Genomic DNA, 24,581 nt, shown 5'->3' with positions numbered 1-24,581 from the left:
ATATATAATATACAAAAATAAATACTGTTCTTTTGATTTAAAGGTATACAATGAAAAATCATTACAATACTTTTTATAACTTAATTCAAATTTTAAAAAAATACTGGATGAAACGAGAATGTACTATTTTTCAACCGTTAGATTTACCCATGGGTGCAGGCACATTTCATAATATAACATTTTTAGGGGCACTCGGCCCTAAACCCATTAAAGCTGCTTATATACAATCTTGCAGGAGACCAACTGATGGAAGATATGCGGAAAATCCAAATCGTTTACAAAACTACTATCAATTTCAAGTAATTATTAAACCTCCAGTTGAAAATATTCAAAATATGTATTTAGAATCATTGAATTTACTTGAAATAGATGAAAAAAATAATGATATACGTTTTATAGAAGATAATTGGGAAAACCCTACTTTAGGCGCACGGGGTATTGGATGGGAAGTTTGGCTTAATGGTATGGAAATTACTCAATTTACTTACTTTCAACAAGTTGGTGGCATAGAATGTAACCCTGTAACGGTAGAAATTACATATGGTTTAGAAAGAATCGCTATGCATATACAAAATCAACCAAATGTATATGATTTAATTTGGAATTCAAATCAATTCCAAACAATAACTTATGGTGATATTTTTAAAAAAAATGAAATCGAACAATCAAAATATAACTTTGAATATTCAAATATTGATTTATTATTTGAATATTTTGAAAAATACATGTTTGAAGCTAATAATTTAATTAATTTAAAACAACCGTTACTTTTGGTGGCATATGAAAAAACATTACAAGCAAATCACGTATTCAACTTATTAGATGCAAGAAAAGCAATATCTTCTAGCGAACGTCAAAATTATATTTTAAAAATTAGAAGTTTAACTAAAAGAATTGCAAAAGAATATTTAAAATGAAAAACAAACTAAACATCTGATATATTAATAAAAAGAGAAAAAAATGAAACAAATATTTTTAGTTGAAATAGGAACAGAAGAATTACCTGCTAAAATATTATATAACTTAATTATTTTATTTTATGAAAATTTTGTTAATGCATTGCATCTAAATAATATCGAATATAAAAAAGTTGATTATTTTGCTACTCCTAGAAGATTAGCATTAAAAATTCTGGATATTGATAATTCTCAAAAAATAAAAAAAATTTTAAAAAAAGGACCTTCTTTAAAAAATTCCTTTAATATTGATGGAACGCCAACAAAGTACGCATATTCTTGGGCTAAACAAATCGGTATTAAAATCAATGAAGCGAATCAATTAATAAATGAAAAAGGCTCATGGTTAGTATATTACAAAGAGAAAAAACAAGAAAAAATTGAAATATTACTTCCTAAAATAGTAGAAATGTCATTAAAAAAAATCAGCATTCAAAACTTAATGCGATGGGATATAAACAATATTAAATTTTTTCGTCCTATTAGAAATATTTTGATGATGTTAGATGATAAAATCATTAATAATAAAGTTTTTAACATCACCTCTACAAATAAACTTCATAATCATATTTCTTCCAAAGAACAGGAAATATATCTTAATCATGCTAAAGAATATCCTTCTGTCTTATTAAAATATAGTAATATCATAGCTGATTATGAAACTCGTAAAGAAAAGATTAAAAAAGAAATAATAGAAATTGCTAAAAAAGTAAATGGACATGCAAAAATTAACTATCATCTTTTAGAGGAAATAAATTCAATAGTAGAATCGCCTAAAGGCGTTTTAGTTGCTTTCAAAAAAAAGTATATTAAATATATACCAAATGAAATTCTTATTTATATCATAGAAAAACAACAAAAATGTTTTCCAATATACAGAAAAAAAGAAATTTTACCATATTTTGTTTTTATAACTAATATACATTCAAATAAAGAAAGTCAAATTATATTAGGTAACGAAAAAGTAATGGAAGCTAGATTATCTGATATAATCTTTTTTTTAAATAAAGATAATAAAATACAATTATTAGATTATCTCCCATCATTAAAAAAAGTTTTATTCCATAAAAATTTAGGTACATTATATGACAAAACTATGCGTTTAAAATTACTCGTAAATATTATGTCTAGTAGTAATAATAAAATGGATTTAATAAAATCAGCAATTTTATCAAAATGTGATCTTATTACAGACATGGTATGTGAATTTCCAGAATTACAAGGAGTAATCGGTATGTATTATGCTATTCAAAACCAAGAAAAACATACAATTGCTCTTTCTATCAAAGAACAATATTTACCAGCTTTTTCTGAAGATATACTTCCATCTAGTGATATAGGATCGATCTTATCAATTGCTGATAAAATAGATACTTTATGCGGCATGTTTTTGATCAATCAAATACCATTATCAAATAAAGATCCGTTTGCTTTAAGAAGAGCTGTATTAGGAATAATACGTATTATCATTAATAAACAAATATCTTTAGACTTAAATCTTTTAATTCATCATAGTCTTAAAATTTACAATAAACAAGAATTAGATTATATATTAATATCTAATAAAATTATAAATTTTTTTAAATTAAGATTATTATCTTTTTATGAAAAAAAAGGATATAACATTAAAATAATTAAATCGGTTTTATTCTGCCAAGTACAAGACATTTTAGACATTCATAAAAAAATTAAAGCAATATCAAATTTTAAAGAAAAAACAGAATCAAAATCAATTTTATTAATAATAAAAAGAATATCTAATATCTTAAGCATTCATAAAAAAGATATAAGTAATATTAAAATTAACACTAACTTAATACAAATAGAAGAAGAAAAAAATTTATTTAAAGAAATAACAAATTTTAATAATAATACACAGAAGTTATTTATAGAAAAAAATTATAAAATAATTTTATCCAAATTAAAAAATTTTGAAAAACCTATAAATAATTTTTTTAATACAGTTAAAATAAATCATTGTAACTCTGAGATTAAAAATAATAGATTAATTTTGTTAAAAAAAGTAGAAAAAATTTTTCTTAAAATAGCTAACTTTTCTTATTTATATTAATAAAATTTATTTAATATAATTAAAAAATTTTTAATTATTTACTTTTTTTCAAAGATTCTAAAGTGTTTTTGGGAAGTAATGAAAGTATAAAATCTTTTTTTATAAAAACTTCATTTGTATCATTTAGTTCTAATAAAATATATCCAGTTTCTGTGATATTTTTTACGCGACCTAAAAAACCACTAGTTGTCATTACTTCATCACCTAAAGCAATTAATTTCATAAGATTTTTTCGTTCTTTTTCTTTTTTTTGTTGAGGACGAAAAAGCATAAAATAAAAAATTAATAAAAAAATTACTAACATAATAATTAGAGAATAAGAATTTCCTTCTATTGGTTGATGTACTGCAGCATTAGCATTTTCAATTAAAATACTCATTTTAAAATTCCTTAGCATATTTATAAATATTAATTTATTTTTTTTTGGTTATAAAAATTTACTATAAAATCATCAAATCTTTTTTCTTTAATTGCATGTCTTATATTATCCATTAATGTTTGGTAATAATGTAAATTATGTATAGTGTTTAAACGTGCCCCTAAAATTTCATTACAAGCATCTAAATGATGTAAATATGAGCGACTATAATTTTTACAAGTATAACAAAGACATTTTTCATCTAATACAGATAAATCTTTTTGATATTTTTTATTTCTGATTTTTATTATACCATTAGTTACAAATAAATGTCCATTTCTTGCATTTCGCGTAGGAAGAACGCAATCAAACATATCTATACCACGATATATACTTTCTATTAAATCTTCTGGTTTTCCTACTCCCATTAAATATCTTGGTTTATTTTCCGGCATTTGTGGAACAATATGATCTAAGATCTGATGCATTTCAGATTTAGATTCTCCAACTGCTAAGCCACCTAAAGCATATCCATCGAAATTCATTTTAATTAATTCGTTTAACGATATATCTCGTAATTTTGGATATATACCTCCATGAATAATTCCAAATAAAAGATGGTTATTTTTTTTATTTAAATCAAAATATATACGACATTTCTTAGACCAATTTAATGACTTTTCCATAGCATTTTTTGTTTTTTCCCAATCTTTGGTATAAGAAATGCATTCATCAAAAACCATAATAATATTTGAACCTAGATTTAATTGAATTTCCATTGAAAGTTCCGGTGTCAAAAATAAACTTTGACCATTAATATGATTTTTAAAAATTACTCCTTTTTCATTTGTTTTGCAAAATTTTGAAAGGCTAAAAATTTGAAAACCACCAGAATCTGTGAGAATAGGTCCGTCCCAATTCATAAAACTGTTTAAATTACCATGTAATTTAATTATATCTTGTCCTGGTCTTAAATGTAAATGTAATGCATTAGCTAAAATTATTTTACTACCAGTGTTTTGAATTTCTTCAGTACTAAGGCTTTTTACTGTTCCATATGTACCTACAGGCATAAAAATAGGAGTTTCTATACGTTGTTTATTAAAATGAAAAACTCCATACCTTGCTTTTTTTTCTTGACTGATAACTTGAAATTTCATTTTTTTTCCATAAGATAAATAACATATTAATGAAAATTTTTTAGTTTTATATTTTTTCATAAGGAGCTAATTTATTGTATGTAATATACATCGCATCTCCATAACTAAAAAAACGATATTTTTTTTCAACTGCTTCACGATAAGCATTAATAGTATTTCGATACCCTAAAAAAGAAGAGACTAACATGATTAGTGTTGATTCAGGAAAATGAAAATTAGTAATTAATGCATCAACAACATTATGTTTGTAACCAGGATATATAAAAATATTCGTATTTGTTGAATAGTTTTCTATATTATTCCAGGAAGTAGAATGATATGCACTTTCTAAAGCACGTAACGTAGTAGTCCCAACAGCTATTATACGACCTCCATTATTTTTACATATTTTAATTTTATTAATTAAATCTGAAGAAACACTAACCCATTCAGAATGCATAACATGTTGTTCTATCTGTATAGTTTTGACAGGTTGAAATGTACCACTACCTACATGTAAGGTTATAAAACCTATATTTACTCCTTTTTTAAATAATTCTTGTAGCAAAGGTATATCAAAATGCAAACCTGCAGTAGGTGCTGCAATAGATCCTAAATTTTTTTTGTACACGGTTTGGTACAAAGTTTCATCTAATCTTAGATTTTTCCGTTTAATATAAGGAGGTAAAGGTATATAGCCATATTTATTAAAAATATGGAGAGATGAAATTTTATTATTATTAAATTTAATTTCATAGAATGGTTTATTATAACTAATTATAGACCCTTTAATCTCATGATATATTCCAAAAAAAAGATTAGAATTGATTTTTACTGGATTTGATGATTTAAGATATGCAAGTATATTATTATTATTTAATATTTTTTCAAGTAAAACTTCAACTTTACCTCCACTTTCTTTACAACCATATAAACGAGCAGGAATGACTTCTGTATTATTAAAAATAATTAAATCACCAGAATTAATCTCATTTATAATATTTAAAAAATACTTATGATTTATTTTTCCCGTACAACCATCAATTATCATTAAACGACATTGACTTCGTATTAAAGAGGGATAAAAAGCTATTAATGACTTTGGTATCTCAAAAGAAAAATTACTAAGATTCATATTTTATTTCTTTAAAAATAAATTAAATATTAATATTTAGATTTTATAAAATAATATTCAATACGATTTTTTAATTTTTGACCTGCTTTAAAAGTAACAACTCGTCTTTTTGAAATAATTACTTTTTCTCCTGTTTTTGGATTTCTACCTGGACGTTCTTTTTTATTTTTTAATTGAAAATTTCCAAATCCAGATAATTTAACATTTTCTCCTTTTTCTAAAGATTTTCTCACTTCTTCAAAAAAAAATTCTACCAATGCTTTTGCGTCAAGTTTAGTTAATTTTAATTTTTCAAATAAATTTTCTGAAATTTTAGCTTTTGTTAATACCATATATTCATTTCCTTAAAATAATTTGAAATTTGTTTATTAATGTTTTTATACAATAATCAAGCATTAAATTAATTTCATTTTCTTTTAAAGTTTTTCTTTGATCTTGAAAAATAAAACTAATCCCTAAACTTTTTTTATTAGGAAAATTTTTACATGAATAAATATCAAACAAATTAATTTTTACTTCTTGATTTAAAAAACAATTTTTACATAATTCAATGATATCTGAATATGCAATTTTTTCTGATATTAATATTGAAATATCACGACGACTACTTGGAAATTTAGAATAATCTTTTACTTTAAAATTTTTAAAAATTTTAAAATCAAAAATTGTATCAATTAATAACTCAAATAAAAAAGTATTACTATCTACATCCAATTTTTCTTCTAAAATTGGATTTATTTTACCAAAATTACCAATAACATTATTATTTAATAAAATTTGTACACTTTGATTTGGATGTAATCCTAGTATTTTATATTGTCTCATTGTCCAATTATTCAAACCGAATATTAATGTTAATATGGATTCTAAGTCGCCTTTTAAATCGTAAAAATCTACTTTTCTTCTTTGAGAAAGCCAATTCTCTTTTTCATTAAAACCACTAATCACTCCGCCTAAAAAAATTTGTTGATTTACTCCAAGAGATTTTTGGTTATCTATTGAAAAACATAATCCTTTTTCAAAAATACGAATACTATCTTGTTTATGATTTTTATTATAAGAAAGAGTCTTAATTAGACCTGGCCATAATGATTTACGCATACAAGAGAGATCTTGCGCAATAGGATTGGAAATAAACAATTCTTTTCCATTATTTGATAAAATATTTTTTTGCAAAATAGGATCGATGAACGGATAAGTAATTACTTCATAGTAACCTCTATGAACAAGTAAGTTTGATAATTGACTTAATATACAATCTTTTTTAGAATCATTTGTTGTTTTATAAAAATTATGATTAAAACTTGATTTTAATGGAATCAGTGGAATTTCATCATAACCATATATACGAAGTATATCAGCTATTACATCTTCTTCTATTAATATATCAAATCTCCAAGTTGGTGGAGTAACATCCCAATAATCTTGTTTATTTTCTATTTTATATTCAAGACGTGATAAAATATTTAAAAAAATTTTAGAATCAATAAAAAAACCAGCTATTTTGTTAACATTTTTACAATATAATTTAATTTTATTGATGCGGGTTAAATTAAAATTATCCTTATGATAGCTAATGATACCTGCACTTCCACCGCATATTTGAATAATTAATTTTGTTGCATATTCTAAAGCATATTTTTGAAGTGAAAAATCAACACCATGATCATAATAATGAAGAACTTTATTCGAACCAACTATCTTAGTGATATTAAAAATAGATTCTCGATCTACTAAATATGAAATCAAAAATATATTTTTAGTATTTTGATTTATTTCTAATACATCAGAATTGATATTTCCAGGAAGAAATAATATTTTTGATTTATCAAAAAATGCTAATACATTTTGATCTAATGTTACTTTGAGATCTTCTTTTAAATTGAAGACTGTTTTTTTATTATTTGTTTTAATCTGAATAAAAGTATCTATTAAATCCGAGTTTAATACGTTTAAAGGTTGTCCAATTTCAATTAAAACATAATTAATGATATTCATTATGACATTGTCTGACAACATATCACACATAAATAATTTTTTGCTCATCCAAAACGGAGTTTGCGTATTCATATTTATATTTTCAATGATTCTTCCAAAAAAATTAATATCTTTTTTTTTCGAATTCATATAAATTGGGAACTTATTTTTAATCACAATAGGATTATCGTTTTCTTTTAATGGAATGATCTTTATATTATTCATAACTGCTATATTACGAGCTATGCCTATAATACTTAACCCATCTGGTCGATTAGGAGTGGTATTTACTTTTATAATATTATCTTCTAATAAAAAATAATCATTAACATTAATGCCTATTGGAGTTTGTTCGGGAAATTCAATAATTTCATTATTATTAGAATGAAATAAACCTAATTCAGAAAAAGAACATAACATTCCTTCAGATTTTTGATCATAAATTTTTTTTAAATTAATTTTTATATTATTAGGTAATACGCTACCAATAACAGCGACTGCAACTTTGATTTTATTTCGGCAATTTAAAGATTTACATAAAATATTTAATAAATTTTTTCTTCCTATATCTACTGTAACTATTTTAAGCTGATTTAATTTATGATGTCTAACACAAGAAATTATTTTTCCCACTACTACACCTTCAAATAAAGGTGTAATTTTACGAATAGATTCAATTTCTATACCAGAATTTATGATTTGTTCACTTAAAATAACACTATTTATTTTAGGATTAACCCATTCACGTAACCATTTTTCACTGAATTTCATTTTATCTCGCTAAATATATTTAAATTGTTTTATAAACCTTAAATCATTTTCAAAAAAAGATCGAAGATCAGAAATTCCATAACGCAGCATAGTTATTCGCTCTACCCCTAACCCAAATGCACAAGCAGAATATACATTAGAATCAATATTAACATTTTTTAACACTAAGGGATGCACCATTCCACAGCCTAAAATTTCTAACCATTTTTCAGAATCTGTCATGATATCAACTTCAGATGAAGGCGTAGTAAAAGGAAAATAAGAAGGACGAAATCTAAGAGAAACTTTTTTATTAAAAAAATTAAATATAAAATTATATATAATCCATTTTAAATGAGAAAAATTAATATTTTTTTCAACTATTAAACCTTCAACTTGATGAAACATAGGTGTATGTGTAGAATCATAATCATTGCGATAAACTTTTCCAGGAAAAATAAATCTCATTGGAGGTTTATGCGATTTCATAATGCGAATTTGCATATTAGAAGTTTGAGTTCTTAACAATCGGTTCTCATCAAACCAAAAGGTATCATGATGATCACGTGCAGGATGATTTTTAGGTATATTTAACGCATTAAAATTGTGATATTCATCTTCTATTTCTAAACCATTAACTGATTGAAATCCTAATGTATAAAAAAATTTTTTTATAATATTAATACTATAATTTATAGGGTGGATAGAACCATTTTTAACATAACGACCTGGTAAAGATACGTCAATTTTTTCTTGTTCAATACGTTTTTTAATAATAAATTTATTTAATTCAATTTTTTTCGTATTAATTTTAAATATCGTGTTTTTTTTAACTGTATTAATAATAATACTGTATTTTTTTTTTTCTTCAAAAGAAAAATTTTTTAAGTTTTTCATGTAACCATTAAAAATACCATTTTTTCCTAAGTATTTAATTTTAATTTCATTTAACATATTTATGTTATCGGAATTTTCAATTTCATTTTCAATGATATTCCATAATTTTTCTAACATTAACATTTTTAACTCTTTTATATTTTTATGTAAGTATACCATTATTTGGATATTAAAAAGCTTCCATAAAGGAAGCTTATTTTATTGGATTTTTAAGATATGACAATATAAATATTTTAATTAATTTATGTAATAAATATTGCTCATAACTAAAAATTTAAATATAACTAAAATGGAGGGGAGATGAATTTCCCCTGGCTTTATTTATTAAAAAACAATTTATTATATTACAAGCAAAGCTTTTTTTGATTTTTCAACTAAAACATTAAATGCAGATACATCAAATATTGCAATGTCAGATAATACTTTACGGTCAATGTTAATAGACGCTTTTTTTAATCCATATATAAACTTACTATAAGAAAGTTTACTTTGACGAACTGCTGCATTTATTCTCGTAATCCATAACTGACGAAATTGTCTTTTTCTTTGACGCCTATCACGATAAGCATATTGACCAGCTTTAATCACCGCTTGATATGCTACTCTGTAAATACGAGAACGAGCTCCATAATAACCTTTTGCTTGTTTCAAAACTTTTTTATGACGAGCATGAGCAGTCACACCACGTTTTACACGAGCCATTGATATGCTCTCCTGTTCATACAATTTTAGTAAAAGTAAATTTATACATACGGTAAGAATGATTTTACTTTATCCATGTCTCCTTTTAATACTAGTACTTTAGGACGCAAATGACGTTTTTTACTTGTTGTTTTTTTTGTTAAAATATGACGTAAATTTGCCTGTTTACGCTTAAATTTACCAGATGCAGTTTTTTTAAAACGTTTTGCTGCACTTTTTAAAGTTTTAATTTTTGGCATATAATGTTTCTTTGAAATTATAAAAATAATTATATATTTATTTTTGAATAACGTTTAGTCAAAAATTACTATTTTTTCCTTGGAGCTAAAACCATTATCATTTGACGACCTTCAATTTTAGATGGAAATGATTCAACAATTGCTAATTCAATTAAATCATTTTTTACTCTATTTAAAACATTTACGCCTATTTTTTGATGAGCCATTTCTCGACCTCGAAAGCGTAAGGTAATTTTAACTTTATCACCGTCTTCTAAAAAACGAATTAAATTGCGTAATTTAACTTGATAATCCCCTTCATCAGTACCAGGACGAAATTTAATTTCTTTTACCTGAATAACTTTTTGCTTCTTTTTTTGTTCTTTAGAAGATTTACTTTTTTCATAAAGAAATTTTCCATAATCCATAATACGACAAACTGGGGGCTCTGCATTAGGACTAATTTCTACTAAATCTAATCCTAATTCTTCAGATTTTTCTAAAGCTTCACGTAAACTAACGATTCCTATTTGATCGCCTTCAATACCTGTCAGACGAACTTTAATTGCACGAATTTCATTGTTAATACGATTTGGCTTTGTTAATTGAGTTCTTTTTCCGACTTTAATACTTTATTCCTCCATTGGAAAAAAACTACGAGTAAATATTTCATTTTGTAGTTTTTTAATAAATAAATTAATATCTAACACACCACAATTATTTCCATTTCTATTTCTAACAGAAACTGTGTTAGATTGAATTTCTTTGTCACCGCAAATTAATATATATGGAATTTTACGTAAAGTATGTTCTCGAATTTTAAGACTTATTTTTTCATTTCTTAAATCTGATTCAACACGAATATTTAAAACATTAAGTTTTTCAACTATTTGGTTTACATAAATAGAATGAGAGCTTTTAATACCAATGACAATGACCTGTATTGGAGATAACCACGTTGGTAATTTTCCAGAACACTCTTCTATTAATATGCCAATAAAACGTTCAATGGAACCTAATATAGCTCGATGAATTATTATAGGAACACTTTTTTTATTATATTCATTAACATAAAATGCATTCAAACGAACTGGCAAATAAAAATCTAACTGGATCGTTCCGCATTGCCAACTTCGATCTAAAGAATCTTGTAGAATAAATTCAATTTTAGGACCATAAAAAGCTCCTTCTCCCAATTGATATTCAAATTCTAAATTATTTTGTATTAAAACATCAGATAAATCTTTTTCTGCTTTATCCCAAATTAAATCATCACCAATACGATTTTTTGGTCGAGTAGAAAATTTTACTATGATCTTTTTAAAATTAAATATACTATATAAATCATATATCATTTTAATACAATTGTTTATTTCAGAATGTATTTGCTTTGGAGTACAAAATATATGAGCATCGTCTTGAGTAAAATTGCGAACTCTCATTAAGCCATGTAAAGATCCAGAAGATTCATTTCTATGACAACTTCCAAATTCCGCCATACGAATAGGTAAATCTCGATAAGATTTTAATCCAATATTAAAAATTTGAACATGTCCAGGGCAATTCATAGGTTTGATACAATATTTTCTATTTTCTGATGAAGTAGTAAAAATAGCATCTTTATAGTTTTCCCAATGACCGCTTTTTCCCCATATTGATTTATCTATTAATAAAGGCGTTTTTACTTCTTTATATTTATATACTTTTAGTTTTTCTCGAACAAAATTTTCTAATTCATTAAAAACAATCCAACCATTATTATGCCAAAAAATCATGCCAGGAGATTCATTTTGCATATGATATAATTTTAAGTACTTATTAATTTTTCTATGATCTCTTTTCTCTACTTCAGTAATATAACTTAAATATTTATCTAATTCTTCTTGATATAACCAAGCAGTACCATAAATACGTTGTAACATTTTATTTGTTTTATTGCCTTTCCAATAAGCACCACTAATTTTTTGTAATTTAAAATATTTGCAAAACTTTATATTAAATACCTGCATTCCAATATCAAAATCTACATAATTTTCATGATAATATAAAGAAATTAGATCATTTTTTAGAAAGTTACTTTTTATTAAATCAACTTTATATATCTCTAATCGTTTTTCAAACTTGTTTACAGCTTCGTTAAAAGATACTTTTTTATTTACAATATTATATTTTTTGTTTAAAAGATCTTTCATTTTTTTTTCTATTAAAATAAGATCTTTTTCTAAAACTTTACTTTCTATATCTACATCACAATAAAAACCGTCACTTGTAATTTTACTTTCGGCAATTTTGCATAATGGCCATATTGTTTTTATAGAATAACTTAAGAGTTGTATACATGAATACCGAACAATCTTTAATGCATCAATATCTTTTTTAGTAATAAGTTTTATAGAAGTATCTTTTTTAATTAAAGTATTTAAATGTAAAAAATTTTCATTTGCAGAAATAGCAATCAAAGATTTAAGTATATTAGGATTTTTATATTTTAAAATTTCTTCTAACGAGATAGAATGCTCGTAAATTTCTTTACTTCCATCACAAAATTTTATTACAGGCATTCTGATATACCTTTATTTAAAAAATATTTTTAATAATTTATAAAAATTAATTTTATAAAATTAAATTTATTTAACTAATAAAAACATGCTAGTCAAAATGTTGACTAGCATATAAACTAAAAACGAGTATCTACCGCATCTGCTAATTGCTTAATAATTAAAACACTGTCTTTCCAGTTTAAACAAGCATCAGTAATTGATTTTCCGTATATTAGCGGCTTATTTTTTAATACCGTTTGAAATCCTTCTTCTAAAAAACTTTCAATCATGACCCCAAATATGTTTTTAGATCCTGAAGCGATCTGTTTTGAAATAGAAACAGCAACATTTTTTTGACGAATATGTTCTTTTAAACAATTTCCATGACTAAAATCAATCATTAAATGCTCTATTAAATTAAATTCACGTAATTCTTTTATTGCTGATTCAATATTTTTAGCATGATAGTTAGGAGTTCGACCACCTCTCATAATAATATGTCCATATGGATTTCCACTAGTATGGTTAATAGTCATTTGTCCATCTTTATTTGGAGCAAAGAATAAATGACGAGCTTGAGCAGCTCTAATAGCATCAATGGCAATACGTATATTACCATCAGTACCGTTTTTAAATCCTACTGGACATGAAAGTGCGGAAGCCATCTCTCTATGAATTTGACTTTCAGTAGTTCTCGCTCCAATCGCTCCCCAACTAATTAAATCCGCAATAAATTGACCTACTACTATATCTAAAAACTCCGTTGCAGCAGGCATTCCTAATGTATTAATGTCTAATAATAATTTACGAGCTACAGAAAGTCCATGATTTACTCTAAAACTACCATCTAAATCTGGATCTGAAATCAATCCTTTCCAACCTACTACTGTTCTTGGTTTTTCAAAATATGTACGCATGATAATTTCAAGACGATCTTGATATTTTTTGCGTAATTCATATAATCGATGAGCGTATTCAACTGCAGCTAGAGGATCATGAACAGAACATGGACCTATTACAACAAGTAAACGTAAATCTTGACCAGTCATAATTCGTGCAATATTCTGTCTTGTTATAATAACATTATCCATAATATCTGAAGTAATAGAATATTTTTTCGCTAGTTCAGAAGGAGTTATTAATGGATCGATTCGTATTGTACGTAGTTCATCTGTTTTTTTCATTTTATTCTCTAAACGAATTTTTTATCCTAAAAAGAATATCAAAATGTGATAAAATCACGATAAACTAATTAATCATAAACTTTTCTCTAAGAAATTTTTTTGGCATACTAAAAATATTATAATTTTAGAGAAAAGAAGTATAATAGTATACTTTAAACATCATAAAAAAAGCTTAAAATAGGAAATAAAATGAAGATAAAATCCTAAAAATCATACAATTATACAAGATTATTAATATTCTGTTCAGTAAATATTAAACATAATTAAATTATTTTTTATAATATCATAATTTTTTATTTATTTTTAAAAGTACTTATTCTATTTTTAAATTAAATTAACTAATTTATTTTTATAACTTAAAATTTACAGATTTAATACTATTAATGTTCTATGACCATTAATTAATTTTTGATTTTGAATCTATATTGTCAATAAAAGAATTGATAGAAATGCCATAGATCCAAGATATTGTTAATCTATATAATATTACTAATACTACGGGTCCAACGAACAAACCAATTATACCAAAAGTTAATAAACCACCTATAACTCCTGATAAAATTAAAAAAGTTGGTAAATCAGAACCAATTCTGATAAATAAAGTCCGAAGTATATTATCTAATATAAATACAAAACAACTCCAAATTAACAATAATGTACCCCATGTAGTGTGATTATTCCAATAAAGCCAAATAATAGATGGTAATAAAATTGGTAATGGACCTAATTGTATTAAACAAGAAAAAACAATTAAAATCATCAATAAAGTCCAATATGGAACACCTGAAAGCAATAAACCTAGACCAGATAAAAAAGCTTGAATTAAAGCTGTTACTACAACTCCTAACGCAACAGATCTTATAGCTCGTACTGTAAGTAAAATAATAGCATCTCCATTTTTAGAATTGATTCGAGATGCAAATTGACGAATTGCGTTACTAATTTTTTCACCATTCCAATAAAGCACAATACTGAATATCAACATTAAAGTTAAATGCATTACAAATAATCCGAAATTTTTAGCTTGAATTATAAAAAATTCAGTTGTCCGACCCATATAAGGTTTAACCTCTTTAATTAATTCGGCTCCATCACTATCTAATAATTCTTTGTAGCTAATAAAAATTTTTTTTCCAATAATTGGTATATCCTGAAGCCAAATTAGCTCTGGAAACTCTAAAGTATTAGAACTAAACCAATGAATAAGAGGAATACTTGTTGCAATTAAACTATTTACTAAAAGTACTATTGGAATGATAAACAATAATAATAAAATAATAATCATACTAATGAGGGCAACTAAACGCTGACCTCCTAAAAATTTTTGGATTTTTAACATTAAAGGCCAAGTAGCAATTACAATCGTACTAGCCCATAAAAATCCTAATATAAATGGTTTTATTATTAAAAAACTTGTAATGCTTATAGCAATAATAAATATTAATGATAAAATAAACTGCGATAAATCCATTTTTTCTTTTGGATTTTGCATATAATTGTTTCACCTCAATATTTTTATAAATATTTTTTTATTATAGATGATGAGTGAAAATAATTAAAAAATTTTATTAGTCAAAAATTATAACATTAAAATTTTAAAAATCATGAAAGAAAAAATACTCTTTAAATAAAATAAAAAGATATATAAACGTAACTTAAATTATTATTTAAAAAATATTCTTTTCATCAAAAATTAATTAAAGAGAAGAAAATGAAAAAAAAACAAGAAAATACTTATTTATTCAATCAATGCACATGGAAGGGAATTGAAATTACTAAGAGTGCTATCAAGCAAATATTATTTCTAATCAGTCTTCAAAAAAATAATAAAGGAATTAAATTAAGTATAAAAAAATCTGGTTGTGCAGGTTTTCGATATCAAATAGAGTTAATTAATAATGAAACACAATCGAAAGCAGAAGATAATATAATTTTTTTTTACGAAAATATTTTAATACACATTGCTAAAAAAGATATTCCATTTTTAGATGGTATTAAAATTGATTTTGTAAAAAATAATATTAATAAAATTTTTAAATTTTATAATTCTAAATTAGACAAATTTTGCGGTTGCGGAGAAAGTTTCTCAATTGATTTATAATTTAATTAATGATTGCACTATCGAAGATAAAAAATAATTTATTGCCAACATATAAGACAATGATTTTTTTTTCCCCTTGAAATTAAAGTAAATTGATTAAATAATTTATCATTATTATTAAAAATATGACTTGTATTTACAATTTTATTGGTATTAATAGATATAGAATTGGATATTATCATGTTTTTTGCTTGTGTTCGAGATTTTGCTAATGAACATAATACTAATGCTTCTTGTAAATCTTTAATTTGGTGCGCTTCAATATAAGGTATTCCATCTTTTTTTAGTTGCTGTAAATCAGATTTTTTTATTTCATTTATATTTTGTAAAAAAAGCATATTTGTAATTCTTTCTGCAGCCAGCACATGTTCTTCGCCATGTACTAAACGAGTCATATATTTAGACAAATAATCTTTATCGTTAATAATTTGATTATTTTTATGTTTATTTTTTTCTCTTTGATTAATTTCATTACAATCTAAAAAAGTAAACAATTTTAAAAAATTATAAACATTAGTATCTTCTATGTTTTTCCAAAATTGATAAAATTTATAAGGAGTTGTTTTTTTAGAATCTAACCAAATAGTTCCAGATTCTGTTTTTCCAAATTTCATACCATTAGATTGTATAAGTAAAGGAAGTGTTAGACCATATACTTCGTTTTTAGAAGTTCGATTTATTAAGTGCATGCCTGCAGAAATATTACCCCATTGATCAGATCCTCCAATTTGAAGAGATACTTGTTTTTTTTTATTTAATATAAAAAAATCATATGCTTGCAATAAGTTGTATGAAAATTCTGTAAAAGAAATACCTTGATCTAATCTTTTTATACGTTGTTTTACTGCTTCTCTATTAATCATAGTATTAATTGAAAAATGTTTTCCAACACTACGTAAAAATGACAAAACATTGATTTTTTCAAACCACTTTTTATTATTTAATATAGTTGCATTATTATTTTTAGAACAATCAAAATCTAAGAAAGAAGATATTTGTTTGCTTATTTTGATTATCCACATATCAATTTTATTATCAAAATTTAATACACGTTCTTTTTCTTTAAAACTAGGATCTCCAATGAGACTTGTAGCACCTCCAATTAAAACAATAGGTTTATGACCTTGCATTTGAAATCTTTTAAGCGTGATCAAAGGTAAAAGGTGACCTATATGTAAGCTTTCTTCAGTTGGGTCAAATCCACAATACAGTGAAATAATATTGTTTTCAATATTTTTTTTTAACATCATTTCATTTGAAACATGAGATATTAAATTTCGTTGTTTTAATTCATCAATTAAATTAATACGGTTCATTAAAAACCTTTTCAAATAAAATTTAAATTGTCTTAATATTTTATTCTAATTTCTTTTTAAGTTCAATAATAAGATATATAAAATTTTTGATTTTATTAAAATTAATTAACATCAAAGTTTAAAAACCATTCAATGTGATTAAAAATAGAAAAATATTTTGAAATTTCAAGTGAAATTCGTAATGTTTTTTGTAAATAAATACGTGAAGAACATTGTATTAATAATTTATAAATATATTTTTTTCTTGATATTGAAAAAACAGGATCAGGGCCAACAAACCATAAAACAATATTATCTTTTTTAGATTGTTTTTTTAAAAAAATATATATAAATTTTAAAAAAATACAACTTTGTTTAGATTTTTTACTGTGACAATATAAAACAACTTGAACATTCCATGGAGGTAATAAAAATTTTTTTCTTGTAATGAGGATATTACGAGCACAAAAAAAATACTTTTTATTACATATATTGATTAAATGTTTGTTATTAGGAATCGATGTTTGAATTAATATATTGAAAAATTTTGATTTTTTTTGTATTAGATTGATAAGATTAAAATAAAATTGAGAAAAATATTCAGTATTATTAAAATTTAAAGAAAAAAAATGATGATCAATATTCACTAAACCAATTAGTTTTACATTTGGAAAATAATAATTTTGAACTATTTTTTCTGTGGTAATAATAATACCGGAATGTAAAATAGAAAAATTAGAAATATTTGAATTTAATTTTTGTATTTTAGTATTTCTTGAATTTGTTAAAAATAGTAGTGGTATATTAGAAAAAATTTTTTTTATATTTTTTTTAATTTTTTTTATACCAAAATTAAATTTCGTTAATGGAAACAAATTACATTTATAACACAATAATGGTTTTTTATAATAAATTAAACAAGCTCTACAAAATACAATATCATTGTATTTTTTCACTTCATAATAATTATGACAAATATTACATCTAGGTACCCAATTACAATAATTACAAATTAAACCTAAAAAAATAAAATCAGACGGATTAAAAATTAATAAAACTGAAAAATTTTTTTTTATATTTTCAAAAATTCTATTAATTAAAGTATCTGACAAATGTGTTCTTATTTTTTCTTTATTTAAATCAATAATTTCATTTTTTAAAATTAAACCACTATCGATTTGGTTAAAATTTATCCAAAAAATTTTTTTATGAATAATATTATATAATGTTTTTAAAGAAGGCGTTTTTGAATCTAAAACAATAGGTATATTTTCTTTAAATGCTCTTAATATTGCTATATCTCTAATATTACATTTAAATTTATCTATATTTTTGTATATTGAGTTATGTTCTTCAAGCAGTATAATTAAACCTAATTTTAAAAAAGGAGAAAACACACTTTTTTTTGTTCCAATAACAATAGAATTTTGTCCATTTTTAGTTTTAATCCATATATTAAAAAACATTTGATCACTCAGATTAGAATGTATAACATCAATAGAAATATTGAAATACTGTTTTAAAAAAAACAATACTTTATATGTATCTTTTATATATGGAACAATAATTAAAATTTGTAATTTTTTTTTTAAAATTTTTTCGAATAAACCTAAATAAAATTTAATTTTTACAAACAAATTAATTTCTGATATTAACCAAGATGTAAAAGAATTTTTAATTAAAATTTTATTTATTTTAAACAACATTTTTTTACTTAAAAAAAATTTTTTATTAATTTTAAATTGATTAACTTGTTTTATATTTTGCGAAAAACAAATTTGATCAATATTTTTATCTATATTTTTAGATTTAAAAATATTTGGTAAGATCGAAAGAAATATACTTCCTATAGGATAATGATAATATTTACTTGACCATATTAAAATATTTAATAAGGAAGAGTTCAAAATTGGTTGATGATCAATAACGCGTTTAACAAATTTAAAATTTAAACTATTTAAATTTCTTTTTTTATCAAAAGAAATGATAATACCTACGACATCTTTTGAATGAAAGGGAACAATTACACGACCACCAACTATAGGATTCATTGAATATGGAAATATATAACTAAAATATGTTTTAATCGGAAAGGGTAAGACAACATCTACAATAATCACTTATATATTCAACGTATCATATAGCATTGTTATTAGTAAATTCACAAAATTTGTTTATCAAACAAATATTACATTTTTGTTTTCGTGCTTTACAAATATAACGTCCATGATATACAAACCAAAAATGAATATTTTTTTTAAATATAGATGGAACAACTTTCATTAATTTTTTTTCCACTTTAATTACGCTTTCTCCTATAGCAAACCCAGTTCTATTAGAGACTCGAAAAACATGTGTATCTACCGCAATAGTTTTTTTGTTAAATAATAAATTTAAAAGAATATTTGCTATTTTTCTACCTATCCCAGGTAAAGACTCTATTTCAATACGAGTATCAGGAATTTTATTATGATATTTATTCAACAATAAAAAAGATGTTTTAATAATATATTCGGCTTTAGTATTATATAAACCAACGCTTTTAATATAATATTTTAATTTTTTTACACCTAATTGTAAAATACTTTCAGGGGTATTAGCAACTTTAAATAAAACAAAAGTTGTTTTATTTACCGTAGCATCAGTTGATTGTGCAGATAATATCAAAGATATTAATAATTCAAAATCTGATGTAAAAACTAGTTCTGTTGTAGGATATGGTTGATATATATTAAATAAAGATAAAATTTTATAACGTATTGTCCTATTCATATTTATATTATGCTCAAACCTAAATGAATATATTTTAAAATTTTTTTTCTTTTGTGTTGTTGATATCTAAATAATTTTTAAAAGCAATGAAAAAACCTAGCACTAAAAATCCTCCTGGAGGAGATACTGCTAAAATTATTATTATATTTTTATTCAATATTGTAAAAAAGTCATTAGCTCCTAAAAAATTAAAAACTTTATTGCTTTCAAATAAAAATGTTCCATGACCTAATATCTCTCGTATTGAACCTATAATAAACATTGCTAATGTTGATCCTAAACCTGTTAATAATCCATCAAAAAAAGAAATTAAAATAGAATTTTTATAAGCTACAGATTCTGCTCTACCAATAACAATGCAATTCGTTACTATTAGCGGAATAAATACGCCTAATGATTTATATAAATTAAATTGGTATGCATGCAATATCATTTCCACACAAGTTACTGTTGAAGAAACAATTAACATAAAAATAGGAATTCTAATATTTTTAGGTATTATATACTTAAATATAGAAATAATACTATTTGTAATAGTTAATATAAATGTCGTTGCAATGCCTAATCCTATAGCATTGACTGCATTTGTAGTCATAGCTAAAACAGGGCATAAACCTAAAAGTTGAACAAAAGAAGAATTATTTGACCATAATCTTGTTTTAAAAAAATTATTCCATCTCATATATTTTATCTCTTTAAAGAAAATATAAATGGGATTTTCTTAATGAAAATAACTGTTCTTTTTACAGCATTAGTTACAGCTTGTGGTGTAATAGTAGCACCTGTAAATTGATCGATTTGACCACCATATTTTTTTAATAATACACGATTATCTTGTTCATTTCTTACACTTAAATTTTTAAATTTAGTAATCCAATTAGAAATAGATATATCAATTTTATCTCCAATTCCAGGAGTTTCTTTATGAGATAAAACTCTAACACCAATAATTTTACCATTTAAATATGCTGCTACTAATATATAAATTGAACCAGAATATCCGTCTGGGGCTATACTTTCAATAATAGCAATTTTTGCTGTTTGATTTTTCAACAATAACCATAAATTATGTTTTTTTAAATCCCCTAATAATGCATTATTTACTAAATATTTTTTTACTTTATAAGAATTATAAATATTATATGGTATTACTTGTTGAATAAAGATTTTTTTTTCTTGTTCTTTTTGATTTTTTATTTGATTTTTCGTAATACAATTTATATATATAACCATACATAAACATAAAACAGAAAAAAAACTCATTATAAATGAATTTTTTAATATTTTTTTAAAATCTTTCATATTTTTTATGCCCATATCCAGATGTATTCAAAAAATCATCTATTAATGGAACTAGCATATTTCCAAGTAATACTGCAAAAGCTACTCCATCTGGATAATCACTATAAATTCGAATTATGTAAACTAATAAGCCAAGTATTAAACCAAAAATCATTTTCCCTATATTACTATAAGAGGTTGTAACTGGATCAGTTGAAATAAAAAAAGCACATATCATTGTTCCACCAGAAAAAAGATGAAAAAATGGAGAAACAATAAAATTCGTTGAAAATAAATAACTCAAAATAGACAAAATAAATATAGATAATAAAAAACTAAGTGGAATACGCCAACAAATAATTTTTTTATATAATAAAAAAATACCACCTAATAAAAAACTTATATTAATGTAACTCCAAGGCGTAAAGATAGTTATTTTTTTATTTTGTATCGTTACATCCTTTAAAGAAGTATCATAAAAAATACGAGACGTGTTTTTAAAGTTATTTAAAGGTGTTGCTTCTGTAAAAATATCAGGACTATTATTTAAAATAATACTTTTTTTTGTTTTAAAAAAAATTTTATTTATTGAAGTTTGTAAATCATCTAAAGAAAATAATTTAGTATTTTCTTTGTAATAGGAACTCATATTTAAAGGAAAAGATATGAGTAATACAGCATAACCAATCATAGCTGGATTAAATATATTTTGTCCTAAACCTCCATATAAATGTTTAGAGACAACAATAGCAAAAAAAGAACTAAATATTATCATCCACCAAGTCAACGTAGAAGGGATACTTAAACCTAGTAGTACTGAAGTGACCAATGATGAGTTATCTAATATATTATCTTTAATATTTTTACGACATATTTTTAATATAATTATTTCTAATAGCAAAGAACATATTATAAATAAAAATATTTGTATTAATATAACTACACCAAAAAAATAACATTCTGTTAACATAGCCGGGATAGATGCTATAAGAACAAAAAACATCATTTTTTTTACATTGTAAATATTATATATATAAGGAAGATTCATTTTTATGTTATTCTAAAAGTAAGATTATAAAATTTTATTTTTTGCACGTTCTATTATAGAACGCAATATTTCTTTTCTAATATTTTTTTCTATTTTGTTTTTATTAATAAATTCTTTTTTTAATGTTTTTTTTAAAATATTAGATTCTGTTAATTTTTTTTTATTAAAGTGATTATTATTTTCATAAAACATTTTTTTTTGGTTTAATAATCTTTCTTCTCGTAACTGAAAACGACGAAAAAAAATTTTTTTTTGCTTAGTTTCTATATTGATTTTATTTTGAATAATTTTTTCATTTTTAAAATATTTAACTAATGGAATATTACTAGGACAGACCTTTTCACAAATTTTACACTCAATACAATCCATAATATAAGAGTTCTTTGTTTTTTTATGATTTTTATTTTTAGAATATAAATATAATTTTTGAGGAAGTAAATTAACTGGGCATACTTGAACACAATAACTACAATTAATACATGAGTAACTAATAGATTTTTTATGTTTTTTTTTATATATTGTAATACAATTAATATCTTTTGATATTGAATAATTTAAATCAGTAAGAAAATTATTCATAAATACACCGCCTATATAAATCATATGATCTAAATTATTTTTAATCTTTAAATAATTTAAAAGAAAGTTTATAGGAGTTCCTATTCTAATTAAAAAATTTTTAGATAAATGATTCTTATAATTATATAAACTAATAATTCTCTGAATTAATGGTTCTCCATTAACAATAGCTCTTTTAATAGCATATACAGTTGAAATATTAAAAATAAGATATCCTATATCTATAGAGTGTTTTCCAAAAGGAATTTCTTTTCCTGTTAAAGATTTAATAATAACTTTACTACTACCTCCAGGATATTTTTTTTTTAAAATACAAATTTTAAATAGTGTTTTATTTTGAATTAATAATTGAATTTTTGAAATTAATTCAATTTTATCCTCTTGAATAACAATTAAAATATTTTTTACTTGAGATATCCAAGAAACGATTTTACATCCTATGAATATCTCATTTAAATAATTATTAATTAAACAATAATCAGCAGTTATATAAGGGTCACTTTCCACTGCATTTACTACTAACGTATGTACTTTATTAATACTTAGCGTTAATTTTTTAGAAGAAGAAAAATGAGCACCTCCAAGACCTACTATACCCAATTGATAAATAATTTTTATTAAGCTTTTAGCAGAATATAATTTATAATTATCAATTTTTTTTAATCTAATCCATTGATCTAAATAATCAGATAAAATTGTAATTTTTATGTTTTCTTTATTCAAATCAACATGACTAGAATTAAATTCTATACTTTGAACTAAACCCGAAGTAGGAGAATGAATAGGGACACTTGAAGAATCACCAAAAGTTAAAGGTTGACCACATAATACTTTCTGATTAATTTTAACTCTTAACATACTTTTTTTTAAAGTATTATATTTAACATAAATAATAAAATTTTTGGGAATAGGAATGTGATTAATAATATAATTATTTAGTTCTTCTTTTATTGGTAAGCATTTTACTCCACCTGGAAAATTATATTTTTTTTTTATTAATAAAATTAAATATCAAATTTTTCCAAAATTTTTTAAATAAACATTTTTTTAAAATATATTTTATTTTTAGCATTAGATATTATTCTTTAATTATTTTAATACAATTAGTTGGACAATGTAATAAACAAATATTACAACCAGTACAAAAATTTTGTACTACTGTATGCGTGAAATTAGGAGCTCCAATTATTGCATCTACTGGGCAAAATACAGCGCATTTAGAACATCCTACGCAGTTTATTTCATCAATTTTTACTGTTGTATATACAATTGATTTATTTTGAATATTTACATCTTTTAAATTATCGTCTAAATTTAATAATTTATTAATTTTAAATATTAATTCATCTCCACCAGGAACACACTTATTAATCTTTTCATTATTATTTATTATTGATTTTGCATAAGGATAACAACCTGAATATCCGCATTTTGCACACTGACTTTGAGGTAATATATCATTAATCTTATCTATCATTAGGTCTTTTTTTATAGGAAAAATATCATTTATATATGATAGTACTAAACCTAAAAAAAACGAAAATAAAGAAAAAATTAAAATAACTATTATCGTAAACA

General features: G+C 23.4%; 23 protein-coding genes. 3 read left to right on the top strand and 20 right to left on the bottom strand.

The features are described from left to right. Positions 1-50 precede the first annotated feature (50 nt). Together glyQ and glyS are read left to right on the top strand one after the other, a co-directional pair. Complete coding sequence (glyQ, locus tag D9V63_RS00685) at positions 51-917, top strand: glycine--tRNA ligase subunit alpha (RefSeq protein ID WP_158368463.1); 867 nt, start codon at positions 51-53, stop codon at positions 915-917. Between the two features lie 43 nt (positions 918-960). Beyond that, positions 961-3,027: a glycine--tRNA ligase subunit beta gene (glyS, locus tag D9V63_RS00680; protein WP_158368461.1), complete on the top strand. Its 2,067-nt coding sequence runs from the start codon at positions 961-963 to the stop codon at positions 3,025-3,027. A gap of 34 nt (positions 3,028-3,061) precedes the next feature. Here glyS and yajC read toward each other — a convergent pair whose 3' ends face one another. The 12 genes from yajC to ydiK all read right to left on the bottom strand — a co-directional run bounded on the left by yajC (position 3,062) and on the right by ydiK (position 15,419). Beyond that, positions 3,062-3,406 (bottom strand): preprotein translocase subunit YajC, encoded by a 345-nt coding sequence (gene yajC, locus D9V63_RS00675; RefSeq protein ID WP_158368459.1) that lies wholly within the window; start codon positions 3,404-3,406, stop codon positions 3,062-3,064. A gap of 29 nt (positions 3,407-3,435) precedes the next feature. After that, positions 3,436-4,545 carry a tRNA guanosine(34) transglycosylase Tgt gene (gene tgt / locus D9V63_RS00670; protein WP_158368457.1) on the bottom strand — a complete coding sequence of 370 codons (1,110 nt, stop codon included), beginning with the start codon at positions 4,543-4,545 and terminating at the stop codon, positions 3,436-3,438. A gap of 46 nt (positions 4,546-4,591) precedes the next feature. Further along, positions 4,592-5,659 (bottom strand): tRNA preQ1(34) S-adenosylmethionine ribosyltransferase-isomerase QueA, encoded by a 1,068-nt coding sequence (gene queA, locus D9V63_RS00665; protein WP_158368455.1) that lies wholly within the window; start codon positions 5,657-5,659, stop codon positions 4,592-4,594. Positions 5,660-5,688: 29 nt separating this feature from the next. Continuing rightward, a complete protein-coding gene (locus D9V63_RS00660; RefSeq protein ID WP_158368453.1) occupies positions 5,689-5,991 on the bottom strand; it encodes an integration host factor subunit alpha in 303 nt (100 codons plus the stop codon). 4 nt (positions 5,992-5,995) lie between these two features. Continuing rightward, entirely contained in the window at positions 5,996-8,407 is a 2,412-nt protein-coding gene (gene pheT / locus D9V63_RS00655) for a phenylalanine--tRNA ligase subunit beta (protein WP_158368451.1), read from the bottom strand. 9 nt (positions 8,408-8,416) lie between these two features. Next, complete coding sequence (gene pheS, locus D9V63_RS00650) at positions 8,417-9,406, bottom strand: phenylalanine--tRNA ligase subunit alpha (protein WP_158369269.1); 990 nt, start codon at positions 9,404-9,406, stop codon at positions 8,417-8,419. Between the two features lie 216 nt (positions 9,407-9,622). Then, positions 9,623-9,985 (bottom strand): 50S ribosomal protein L20, encoded by a 363-nt coding sequence (gene rplT / locus D9V63_RS00645; protein WP_158368449.1) that lies wholly within the window; start codon positions 9,983-9,985, stop codon positions 9,623-9,625. Positions 9,986-10,026: 41 nt separating this feature from the next. After that, positions 10,027-10,224, bottom strand: a complete 198-nt coding sequence (gene rpmI / locus D9V63_RS00640) for a 50S ribosomal protein L35 (protein WP_158368447.1) — start codon at positions 10,222-10,224, stop codon at positions 10,027-10,029. A 68-nt stretch (positions 10,225-10,292) separates the two neighbouring features. Further along, the gene (infC, locus tag D9V63_RS00635; protein WP_158368445.1) at positions 10,293-10,832 is read right to left on the bottom strand and encodes a translation initiation factor IF-3; all 540 of its coding nucleotides are present in this window, start codon (positions 10,830-10,832) and stop codon (positions 10,293-10,295) included. A gap of 3 nt (positions 10,833-10,835) precedes the next feature. Continuing rightward, complete coding sequence (thrS, locus tag D9V63_RS00630) at positions 10,836-12,764, bottom strand: threonine--tRNA ligase (RefSeq protein ID WP_158368443.1); 1,929 nt, start codon at positions 12,762-12,764, stop codon at positions 10,836-10,838. A gap of 116 nt (positions 12,765-12,880) precedes the next feature. After that, entirely contained in the window at positions 12,881-13,927 is a 1,047-nt protein-coding gene (locus D9V63_RS00625; protein ID WP_158368441.1) for a 3-deoxy-7-phosphoheptulonate synthase, read from the bottom strand. Between the two features lie 397 nt (positions 13,928-14,324). Continuing rightward, positions 14,325-15,419, bottom strand: a complete 1,095-nt coding sequence (gene ydiK / locus D9V63_RS00620; protein ID WP_158368439.1) for an AI-2E family transporter YdiK — start codon at positions 15,417-15,419, stop codon at positions 14,325-14,327. 219 nt (positions 15,420-15,638) lie between these two features. On the opposite strand from ydiK, the gene D9V63_RS00615 reads away from it, so the two are divergent. Beyond that, positions 15,639-16,028 (top strand): iron-sulfur cluster assembly accessory protein, encoded by a 390-nt coding sequence (locus D9V63_RS00615; RefSeq protein WP_158368438.1) that lies wholly within the window; start codon positions 15,639-15,641, stop codon positions 16,026-16,028. A gap of 38 nt (positions 16,029-16,066) precedes the next feature. Here D9V63_RS00615 and tyrS read toward each other — a convergent pair whose 3' ends face one another. From tyrS to D9V63_RS00575, 8 genes are all read right to left on the bottom strand, one after another. Further along, on the bottom strand, positions 16,067-17,344 hold the full coding sequence (gene tyrS, locus D9V63_RS00610) for a tyrosine--tRNA ligase (protein WP_158368436.1): 1,278 nt from the start codon (positions 17,342-17,344) through the stop codon (positions 16,067-16,069). 101 nt (positions 17,345-17,445) lie between these two features. Further along, positions 17,446-19,443, bottom strand: a complete 1,998-nt coding sequence (gene priA, locus D9V63_RS00605) for a primosomal protein N' (protein ID WP_158368434.1) — start codon at positions 19,441-19,443, stop codon at positions 17,446-17,448. Between the two features lie 16 nt (positions 19,444-19,459). Beyond that, positions 19,460-20,095, bottom strand: a complete 636-nt coding sequence (gene nth, locus D9V63_RS00600) for an endonuclease III (protein WP_158368432.1) — start codon at positions 20,093-20,095, stop codon at positions 19,460-19,462. A gap of 34 nt (positions 20,096-20,129) precedes the next feature. Further along, positions 20,130-20,777 (bottom strand): electron transport complex subunit E, encoded by a 648-nt coding sequence (locus D9V63_RS00595; RefSeq protein ID WP_158368430.1) that lies wholly within the window; start codon positions 20,775-20,777, stop codon positions 20,130-20,132. Between the two features lie 5 nt (positions 20,778-20,782). Beyond that, complete coding sequence (gene rsxG / locus D9V63_RS00590) at positions 20,783-21,397, bottom strand: electron transport complex subunit RsxG (RefSeq protein ID WP_158368428.1); 615 nt, start codon at positions 21,395-21,397, stop codon at positions 20,783-20,785. Next, positions 21,384-22,424 (bottom strand): RnfABCDGE type electron transport complex subunit D, encoded by a 1,041-nt coding sequence (locus D9V63_RS00585; RefSeq protein WP_158368426.1) that lies wholly within the window; start codon positions 22,422-22,424, stop codon positions 21,384-21,386. Before D9V63_RS00585 ends, rsxG begins: the two co-directional genes overlap by 14 nt. A 24-nt stretch (positions 22,425-22,448) precedes the next feature. Then, the gene (rsxC, locus tag D9V63_RS00580; RefSeq protein ID WP_158368424.1) at positions 22,449-23,999 is read right to left on the bottom strand and encodes an electron transport complex subunit RsxC; all 1,551 of its coding nucleotides are present in this window, start codon (positions 23,997-23,999) and stop codon (positions 22,449-22,451) included. Between the two features lie 82 nt (positions 24,000-24,081). Beyond that, positions 24,082-24,573 carry an RnfABCDGE type electron transport complex subunit B gene (locus D9V63_RS00575; protein ID WP_187308584.1) on the bottom strand — a complete coding sequence of 164 codons (492 nt, stop codon included), beginning with the start codon at positions 24,571-24,573 and terminating at the stop codon, positions 24,082-24,084. Positions 24,574-24,581 lie beyond the last annotated feature (8 nt).

The sequence above is a fragment of the Buchnera aphidicola (Aphis nasturtii) genome (assembly GCF_005083345.1).
In the GTDB taxonomy this organism is placed as follows: domain Bacteria; phylum Pseudomonadota; class Gammaproteobacteria; order Enterobacterales; family Enterobacteriaceae; genus Buchnera; species Buchnera aphidicola_R.
This window is presented reverse-complemented; position numbering and strand designations above follow the sequence as displayed.